The following is a 7610-nucleotide window of genomic DNA, read 5'->3' as shown; positions in this document are numbered from 1 at the left end:
TGGCGCGGCTGGCGGAGATCCTGCAACAGCGCCTGCAAGCAGCGCATGCAGCGCTGGTCGGGGATGGCTGAGACGTCCCGCGCGCTTACTTGCCGCCCTTGCAGGGCATCCTCCTGGCGATCAGGATGCCGGCGAGCATGTGGCGCCGCCGCTGGCCACGGTCTTGAAGGATTGCCATCGCTCTTCACCGGGACGTGCCGCGCAGATCGGAAACCGTGCGTTCAACCATGCGCGGTCGCGACAGCCGCGGCGCTGCGCCGCTCGCGCAGGCGCAGGAACGGCTGCTCCACCGCGTAGTGCAGGACAGCCGCGAACAGCAGCGCCATGCCGGCATAGCCGGCGAAGGCGAGCGGTCCACGCCCGTCCAGCAGCGCGCCGAACCACGCCTGGGTCAGATGGAACGCCGCCTTGTGGCTCAGGTACAGGCTGTAGGACACCGCGGCCAGCCAGGCCGCGCCCGGCACCCGGCAGCGCCCCAGCCATCCCTGGGTGGAGGCGCCGGCGCCGACCAGCAGCGCCAGTCCCAACGACAGCACCGGCCAGCCGATGGCATTGCCGAGCAGGCCGGTGCGGTCGCGGAACAGCCACATCGCCAGCGCACAGACCACGATGCCGGCAAGCGCCACGACGCTGGCGTGACGCTGCAGCCGCTGCCAGTGCTGCGGCCGGAAGGTCTTCAGCACCGCCAGCGCCACCCCCGCCAGCAGGCCGTCCAGGCGGTTCCAGGTGGGGTAGTAGAGATCCTCGATGAACCAGTTGCGCTGCAGCCCGGCACCGATGCGATCCAGCGCGCTGTCGTGCAGCCAGATCGCACTGCGCAGGGCGATGCCGGCCAGCACCACGGCCACGCACAGCGCCACGAAACGCGGCGCCGATGGCCGCCGCAGCAGCCACGCCGCCAGCAGCGGAAACACCAGGTAGAAGTGCTCTTCCACGCACAGCGACCACGCATGCGAGAACGCCTGCTGGTTGGCGTAGTCGATGCCCAGGTTGAGGGTGAAACTGGCGAACAGCCACCATGGCGCGATCCCGGGCGCTTCGCGGAACCCGGGCCATGCCAGGTACAACGCCAGCACCACTGCGTACGCCGGCAGGATGCGGTAGGCGCGGCGCCGGTAGAACTCGCCGTAGCGCAGCCGCTCGCCGCGGCCCAGCGGCGCCAGCACCTGGCCCCCGATCAAAAAGCCGCTGAGCACGAAGAACAGATCCACGCCCATCCAGCCATAGCGCGACAGCCACTCCCAATCCGGGCCCAGCCCACCGACCACGAAGGAGTGGAACAACATCACCCAGACGATGGCGATGGCGCGCAGCAGGTCGAGGCCGGGATAGCGCATCGTGGGACGGTGGCGGTGGGGAGCGCGCAGCTTACTGGTTGCATCGCCGGTTGCGGCAGCAGCCGTCTATCGACGCCCAAGCGATCGCGCCTGGAAGATGCAAGCCGCGGCGCCAGGCGGCCAACCCCAAGATTGCGTGCACGGGCGTGCCCTCACCCCAACCCCTCTCCCGGGGGGAGAGGGGCTTGCGTGGGTCGCCGCTGTCAGCCCAGCGGTTCGTCCGACAGGTAGGTGTAGCCGGTCAGGCCGGCCTCGAGCGCGTCGGCCAGCTCCGTGGCCTGCGCGGCCGGCAACTGCGCGGCGGCGACGCGTTCGGCGTAGGAGGCGCGCAGGTCGTCCAGGCGGTAGCCGACGTAATCCAGCATCACGTCGGTGGTATCGCCGCGGCGCTGCTGGGCGATGCGGTAGCCGTCGCCATCCACCGCCACTTCCACCGCGTCGGTGTCGCCGAACAGGTTGTGGATGTCGCCGAGGATCTCCTGGTAGGCGCCGACCAGGAAGAAGCCGATGCGGTAGCTTTCGCCCGGGCGCAGCGCGTGCAGCGGCAGCGAGCTGTCCAAGCTTTCGTTCTCGACGTAGGTCTTGACCATGCCGTCGGAATCGCAGGTCATGTCGCAGACCACGCCGCGCCGTGCCGGCGCCTCGTTCAGGCGCTCGATCGGCACGATCGGGAACACCTGGTCGATCGCCCACACGTCGGGAATCGATTCGAACACGCTGAAGTTGACGAAGTACTTGTCGACCAGGCGCTCGTTGAGTTCGTCCAGCACCGGGCGGTGGCTCTTTTCCTCATGGCTCAGCCGCGCCCGCACGCCATGGGCGATGGCGTAGAACAGGTCGTCGATGCGCGCGCGGTGGGTCAGGTCGATCTGGCCCAGAGCGTAGCCACTGAGGCCTTCGGCGTGGAAATGCTGCGCCTCCTGGAACAGTTCCACCGCCGGGCGCTGGTCCAGTTCGGCATGGATCTCGCGCAGGTGGCGGATCGCCGCCGGTTCGTCGTCGTGCGCGTCGGGCACGCGGCCTTCCGGCGCCTGCTCCACCTCGGACACGTTGGCGATCAGCACCGCGTGGTGTGCGGTCATCGCGCGCCCGCACTCGGTGACGATGCGCGGCGGCGCCAGGCCGTGCTCCTCGCAGGCGCTGGCCAGCGGCTGCACGATGTTGCTGGCGTAGGAGTGCAGGCCGTAGTTGATCGAGCAATAGCTGCGCGAGCGGGTACCTTCGTAGTCGATGCCCAGGCCGCCGCCGACGTCGACGTGGCTGATCTTCGCGCCCAGCTTGGACAGCTCGACGAAATAGCGGGTGGCCTCGCGCATGCCGTTGGCGATGTCGCGCACGTTGGAGATCTGCGACCCCATGTGGAAGTGCAGCAGGTTCAGCGCGTCGGCGTATTCGGTGTCGCGCAGGGTCTTCCACAGGTCCAGCACCTGCCGCGGCGACAGCCCGAACTTGGCCTTGTCGCCACCGCTGTTCTGCCACTTGCCCGCGCCCAGCGAGGCCAGGCGCATGCGCACGCCCAGGCCCGGCTTCACGTCCAGCGCGCGCGCCTCCTCCAGCACCAGCTTCAGCTCCGACGGCTTCTCGATGACGATGAAGGTCTGCAGCCCGAGCTTGCGCCCGATCAGCGCCAGACGGATGTATTCGCGGTCCTTGTAGCCGTTGCACACGATCAGCCCGCCCGGCCGCGACAGCGCCAGCACCGCCATCAGTTCCGGCTTGCTGCCCGCCTCCAGGCCGAAGCCCTCGCCCTGGTGGCTGGCCAGGGTGCCGGCCACGCCGCGGTGCTGGTTGACCTTGATCGGGTACACGGCGGTGTAGCCGCCGCTGTAGTCCCAGTCGGCCTGGGCCTGGGCGAAGGCGGCCTGCAGCTTGCCCAGGCGCTCGCCGAGGATGTCCGGGAAGCGCACCAGCATCGGCAGCTTGGCCCCGGCCGCGCGCGCGGCGTCCACCACCTCCGGCAGCGCGATCGCCACGCCGTCGGCGCCCTGCGGCCGCACCACCACCCGGCCGGCCGCGTCCACGTCGAAGTACCCGTCGGCCCAATGCGGGATCGAGTAGGTCTTGCGGGCTTGGTCGAGGGACCAATCGCTCATCGTGGCGGCTCGGCTGAGGGAAAAAGGGCGTGGATTGTAACCCCTGCTACGCGTGGGGTCCGTTACAATCCGCGCCGTTCCGACGCCCTCGGCTCCTGGTGGAGCCGGGCCGGGTTCGCGGGCGCCTGGCGTGGCTTGAGTGCGCGGGGCCGCGTCCGGGGGGTGCGGCGACAGCATCGGGTAGCTCAGCTGCCCGTGCTGCGCCCGGCCCTCATCCGGAGAGAGTGGGTGACAGCATCGCGTGGCTTGGCTGCACGAGGCTGCGCCCGACCCTCATCCGGCGCTACGCGCCACCTTCTCCCGGGGGGAGAAGGAAATGCTGCATTCTTTTGCTTTCCCTAGGACATTCCATGAACGCCAACGACAACTGGTACATCGAACACTTCCAGCCCACCGGCTCGGCCATCGGCTACCGCATCACCGGCAAGCTGGACGAGGTGCAGTCGCCGTTCCAGAAGATCGAGATCTACGACACCACCGACTGGGGCAAGCTGATGGTGATCGACGGCGCGGTGATGCTGACCACGCGCGACAACTTCTTCTATCACGAGATGATCAGCCATCCGGCGCTGTTCACCCACGCCGCGCCCAAGCGCGTGGTGATCATCGGCGGCGGCGACTGCGGCACCCTGCGCGAAGTGCTCAAGCACCCGGGCGTGGAAAGCGCCACCCAGTGCGACATCGACGAGCAGGTCACGCGCATGGCCGAGAAGTACTTCCCGGAGCTGTGCGACTCCAACAACGATCCGCGTGCCGAGTTGCTGTTCGACGACGGCGTGGCCTACATGGCCAACTGCCCGGCCGGCAGCGTGGACATCGTCATCGTCGACTCCACCGACCCGGTCGGCCCGGCCGAAGGCCTGTTCAACAAGGCCTTCTACGAGAGTTGCTTCAAGGCGCTGAAGGACGACGGCATCCTGGTGCAGCAGTCCGAGTCGCCGCTGGCGCTGCTGGACCTGATCAAGGAGATGCGCACGGAAATGGGCAAGGCCGGCTTCGCCAGCTTCCACACCGTGCCGTTCCCGCAGCCGTGCTACCCGACCGGCTGGTGGAGCGTGACCATGGCGCGCAAGCAGGGCGGCTTCGACTTCCGCCAGGACGACGCCGCGGCCAAGCCGTTCGCCACCCGCTACTACAGCGCGCACCTGCACACCGGCACCCAGGTGCTGCCGCCGTTCGTGGCCGAGGCGCTGGGCGGCTAAGCCCCCGGTCCTCTTCGGCATCGGCGCGCGCCTGACGTGCGCCGATGCCGCGGATCGCCGGCGCTGTCGGGGCCCTCGGCAAGGCCGGCCCCAACGCGGGCGTATCCGTATCGACGGGCGCGCTGCATCGCGCATGGCATCGCCTCGCCGGTTGCCGCGATCGCGCGCTGTAGGCGCCAAACGATGCCGCACGCCATGGCCGGCGCGTGCGACGATGCGCCGGCCTCCATCGCACACACCGCGAGCCTGCCATGCGCTCCCAGACGACGTCGCCGTGGACCCTGTGCGCGCTGGCCGCGATCGGCTTCGTCGTCGCCTGCGTCGCCCACGAAGCGGTGGGCCATGGCCTGGCCTGCCTGGGCAGCGGCGGCACCGTCCGCTGGCTCACGTCGGTGTACTTCCGCTGCCAGCCCGGGCGCCCCTTCGTCGATGCCGCCGGCCCGCTGGCGAATCTATGCGTGGCCGCAGCCTGCATCCTGGCGGCACGCCGCCGTCGCGCGGACACGCCGCGCCTGGCGCTCGCGCTGATCGCCGCCTTCAACGGACTGTGGGGCGCCGGCTATCTGCTGTTCTCCGCGGTCACCGATGACGGCGACCTCGCCTTCGTCCTGCGCGATCTCGCCCTGCAGCCGGTCTGGGTCTGGCGGCTGGGGATGGGACTGGCCGGTGCCTGGCTGTATCTGCAGGCGCTGCGCGCCATCGCCCCGTGGCTCCCGAAAGGCAGGCCAATGCTGGCGGCCTACGCCACTGCCGGCACGGTGGCCTGCGTAAGCGTGCTGTTCCATGCAGGGCCGGTGCTGCCGGCATTGCGCGAGGCGGCGCAGGAAGGCCTGTTGGCACCGATCGGCCTGGTGGTCATCGCGCTGTCGCGCCGGTCGCGCGCGCCACTGCCGCTACCGTCCAGCCGCGCCACGGTCGTCGTGGCGGTACTGGTGGTGGCGACGTTCTGGCTCACCCTCGGCCGTGGCTACGGCGGCGTCTGAGTCGGCGCCTGGCGCAGCGTGGCGGGCCACCCGACTGGCCCGCCATGCCTGCAGGGGCGGCTTCAGCCGCGACAGGTTCTATCGGGAACGTCCATCGCGGCTGAAACCGCTCCTACACGACACCGTCCATGCCACGGCGATGCAGGCGCGGTGACTGCGTTACAGCGCGTCCGCGTCCAGTTCGCCGGTGCGGATCCGCACCACCGTGCCAAGGTCGTAGACGAACACCTTGCCGTCGCCGATCTTGCCGGTGGCGGCGGCCTTGACGATGGCCTCGACCACGCGCTCGACCTGGTCCTCGCTGACCGCCACTTCCAGTTTCACCTTGGGCAGGAAATCGACCACGTACTCGGCGCCGCGATACAGCTCGGTGTGGCCCTTCTGCCGGCCGAAGCCCTTGACCTCGGTGACGGTGATGCCGGCCACGCCCTGCGCGGCGAGCGCCTCGCGCACGTCGTCGAGCTTGAACGGCTTGATCACGGCCATGATCATCTTCATGCGGCGTTCTCCAATCACAATGGCCTCAGGATAGCGCGGTTGCGCGATCGACGGCCGTCGGGTTCAATGACCGCGCGCCCCCAACGCCGGAATTTTCCGACAGCGCGCCGCGTCCGATCCCGATGGTCCCGACCTTTCCGGTGCCGCAATCTGACGCCACCTGCCGGAGCAAAGCCATGATCGACCTGAACCATCTCGACGACCTCGCCCGCCGCCTCAGCGATCTGGTGCCGCCGGGCCTGCGCCAATCCCGCGACGAACTGCAGAGCACCTTCAAGAGCGCGCTGCAGGCCGGGCTGGGCAAGCTCGACCTGGTCACCCGCGAGGAATTCGAAGTGCAGCGCGCGGTGCTGCTGCGCACCCGCGAGAAGCTCGAAGCGCTGGAGCGCAGCGTCGCCGCGCTGGAAGCGGCACGCAGCGGGCCCTCGCCCAGCCCCACCGCCTGATCCACCCGCCACCATGAGCCTGGCGCTGGTGCACAGCCGTGCCCGCGCGGGGGTGTTTGCGCCTCCGGTTCGGGTCGAAGTCCATCTGTCCGGCGGCCTGCCGACCACCCAGATCGTCGGCCTGCCCGAGGCGGCGGTACGCGAGTCGCGCGATCGCGTCCGCGCCGCCCTGCTCTGCGCGCAGTACGAATTTCCGGCACGGCGGATCACCGTCAACCTGGCGCCGGCCGACCTGCCCAAGGAGGGCGGCCGCTTCGACCTGCCGATCGCGCTGGGCATCCTCGCCGCTGCCGGCCAGCTCGACCCGCAGGTGCTCGGCCAGTACGAATTCCTCGGCGAACTGGCCTTGACCGGCGAACTGCGCCCGGTCGACGGCGTCCTGCCGGCCGCACTGGCCGCCGCCCAGGCTGGGCGCACCCTGATCGTCCCGGCCGACAACGGCGCCGAGGCCGCACTGGCGCAACACGTGCAGGCCTACACCGCACGCACCCTGCTGGAAGTCTGTGGATTGCTCAACGGCAGCAAGACCCTGCCCGCGGCCACCGCGCCGCCCACGGTCGCCGCCCCCTTTCCCGACCTGAGCGACGTGCGCGGCCAGGCGCAGGCGCGGCGCGCCCTGGAGATCGCCGCGGCCGGGCATCACCACCTGTTGCTGATCGGCAGCCCCGGCTGCGGCAAGACCCTGCTGGCCTCGCGCCTGCCCGGGATCCTGCCCAAGGCCAGCGAAGCCGAGGCCCTGGAGAGCGCGGCCATCGCTTCGGTCAGCGGCCGCGGCGTGGACCCGGCGCGCTGGCGGCAACGCCCCTACCGCGCACCGCACCACACCGCCAGCGCGGTGTCGCTGGTCGGCGGCGGCACTCATCCGCGCCCGGGCGAGATCTCGCTGGCGCACCATGGCGTGCTGTTCCTGGACGAGCTGCCCGAGTGGAACCGGCATGCGCTGGAAGTGCTGCGCGAGCCGCTGGAGTCGGGCCAGGTGACCGTGTCGCGCGCGGCGCGCAGCGCCGAGTTTCCCGCGCGCTTCCAACTGGTGGCGGCGATGAACCCCTGT

General features: G+C 70.0%; 7 protein-coding genes. 4 read left to right on the top strand and 3 right to left on the bottom strand.

The window, feature by feature from the left end; all coding sequences use genetic code 11:
- Positions 1-221 precede the first annotated feature (221 nt).
- On the bottom strand, positions 222-1337 hold the full coding sequence (locus D180_RS14305; RefSeq protein ID WP_017913340.1) for an acyltransferase: 1116 nt from the start codon (positions 1335-1337) through the stop codon (positions 222-224).
- Positions 1338-1540: 203 nt separating this feature from the next.
- Positions 1541-3430 (bottom strand): arginine decarboxylase, encoded by a 1890-nt coding sequence (gene speA, locus D180_RS14300; RefSeq protein ID WP_017913339.1) that lies wholly within the window; start codon positions 3428-3430, stop codon positions 1541-1543.
- Between the two features lie 350 nt (positions 3431-3780).
- Here speA and speE point away from each other — a divergent pair, with 350 nt between their 5' ends.
- Complete coding sequence (gene speE, locus D180_RS14295; RefSeq protein ID WP_017913338.1) at positions 3781-4632, top strand: polyamine aminopropyltransferase; 852 nt, start codon at positions 3781-3783, stop codon at positions 4630-4632.
- A 251-nt stretch (positions 4633-4883) separates the two neighbouring features.
- Complete coding sequence (locus D180_RS14290; RefSeq protein WP_017913337.1) at positions 4884-5615, top strand: hypothetical protein; 732 nt, start codon at positions 4884-4886, stop codon at positions 5613-5615.
- A gap of 159 nt (positions 5616-5774) precedes the next feature.
- On the opposite strand, the gene D180_RS14285 is transcribed toward D180_RS14290, so the two are convergent.
- Entirely contained in the window at positions 5775-6113 is a 339-nt protein-coding gene (locus D180_RS14285) for a P-II family nitrogen regulator (RefSeq protein WP_010341856.1), read from the bottom strand.
- A gap of 176 nt (positions 6114-6289) precedes the next feature.
- On the opposite strand from D180_RS14285, the gene D180_RS14280 reads away from it, so the two are divergent.
- Together D180_RS14280 and D180_RS14275 are read left to right on the top strand one after the other, a co-directional pair.
- Complete coding sequence (locus tag D180_RS14280) at positions 6290-6559, top strand: accessory factor UbiK family protein (RefSeq protein ID WP_010341857.1); 270 nt, start codon at positions 6290-6292, stop codon at positions 6557-6559.
- A 13-nt stretch (positions 6560-6572) separates the two neighbouring features.
- On the top strand, positions 6573-7610 hold a 1038-nt coding region (locus D180_RS14275), incomplete at its 3' end, for a YifB family Mg chelatase-like AAA ATPase (RefSeq protein ID WP_017913335.1).

Source organism: Xanthomonas sp. SHU 166 (genome assembly GCF_000364685.1).
In the GTDB taxonomy this organism is placed as follows: domain Bacteria; phylum Pseudomonadota; class Gammaproteobacteria; order Xanthomonadales; family Xanthomonadaceae; genus Xanthomonas_A; species Xanthomonas_A sontii.
The sequence above is the reverse complement of the archived record's forward strand: the minus strand, read 5'-3'. Positions and strand labels throughout refer to the sequence as shown.

Coding starts and splice junctions, on each gene's coding strand:
- D180_RS14280 (WP_010341857.1), top strand. CDS start 6,290: ATGATCGACCTGAACCATCTCGACGACCTCGCCCGCCGCCTCAGCGAT.
- D180_RS14285 (WP_010341856.1), bottom strand. CDS start 6,113: ATGAAGATGATCATGGCCGTGATCAAGCCGTTCAAGCTCGACGACGTG.
- speE (WP_017913338.1), top strand. CDS start 3,781: ATGAACGCCAACGACAACTGGTACATCGAACACTTCCAGCCCACCGGC.
- D180_RS14290 (WP_017913337.1), top strand. CDS start 4,884: ATGCGCTCCCAGACGACGTCGCCGTGGACCCTGTGCGCGCTGGCCGCG.
- D180_RS14305 (WP_017913340.1), bottom strand. CDS start 1,337: ATGCGCTATCCCGGCCTCGACCTGCTGCGCGCCATCGCCATCGTCTGG.
- speA (WP_017913339.1), bottom strand. CDS start 3,430: ATGAGCGATTGGTCCCTCGACCAAGCCCGCAAGACCTACTCGATCCCG.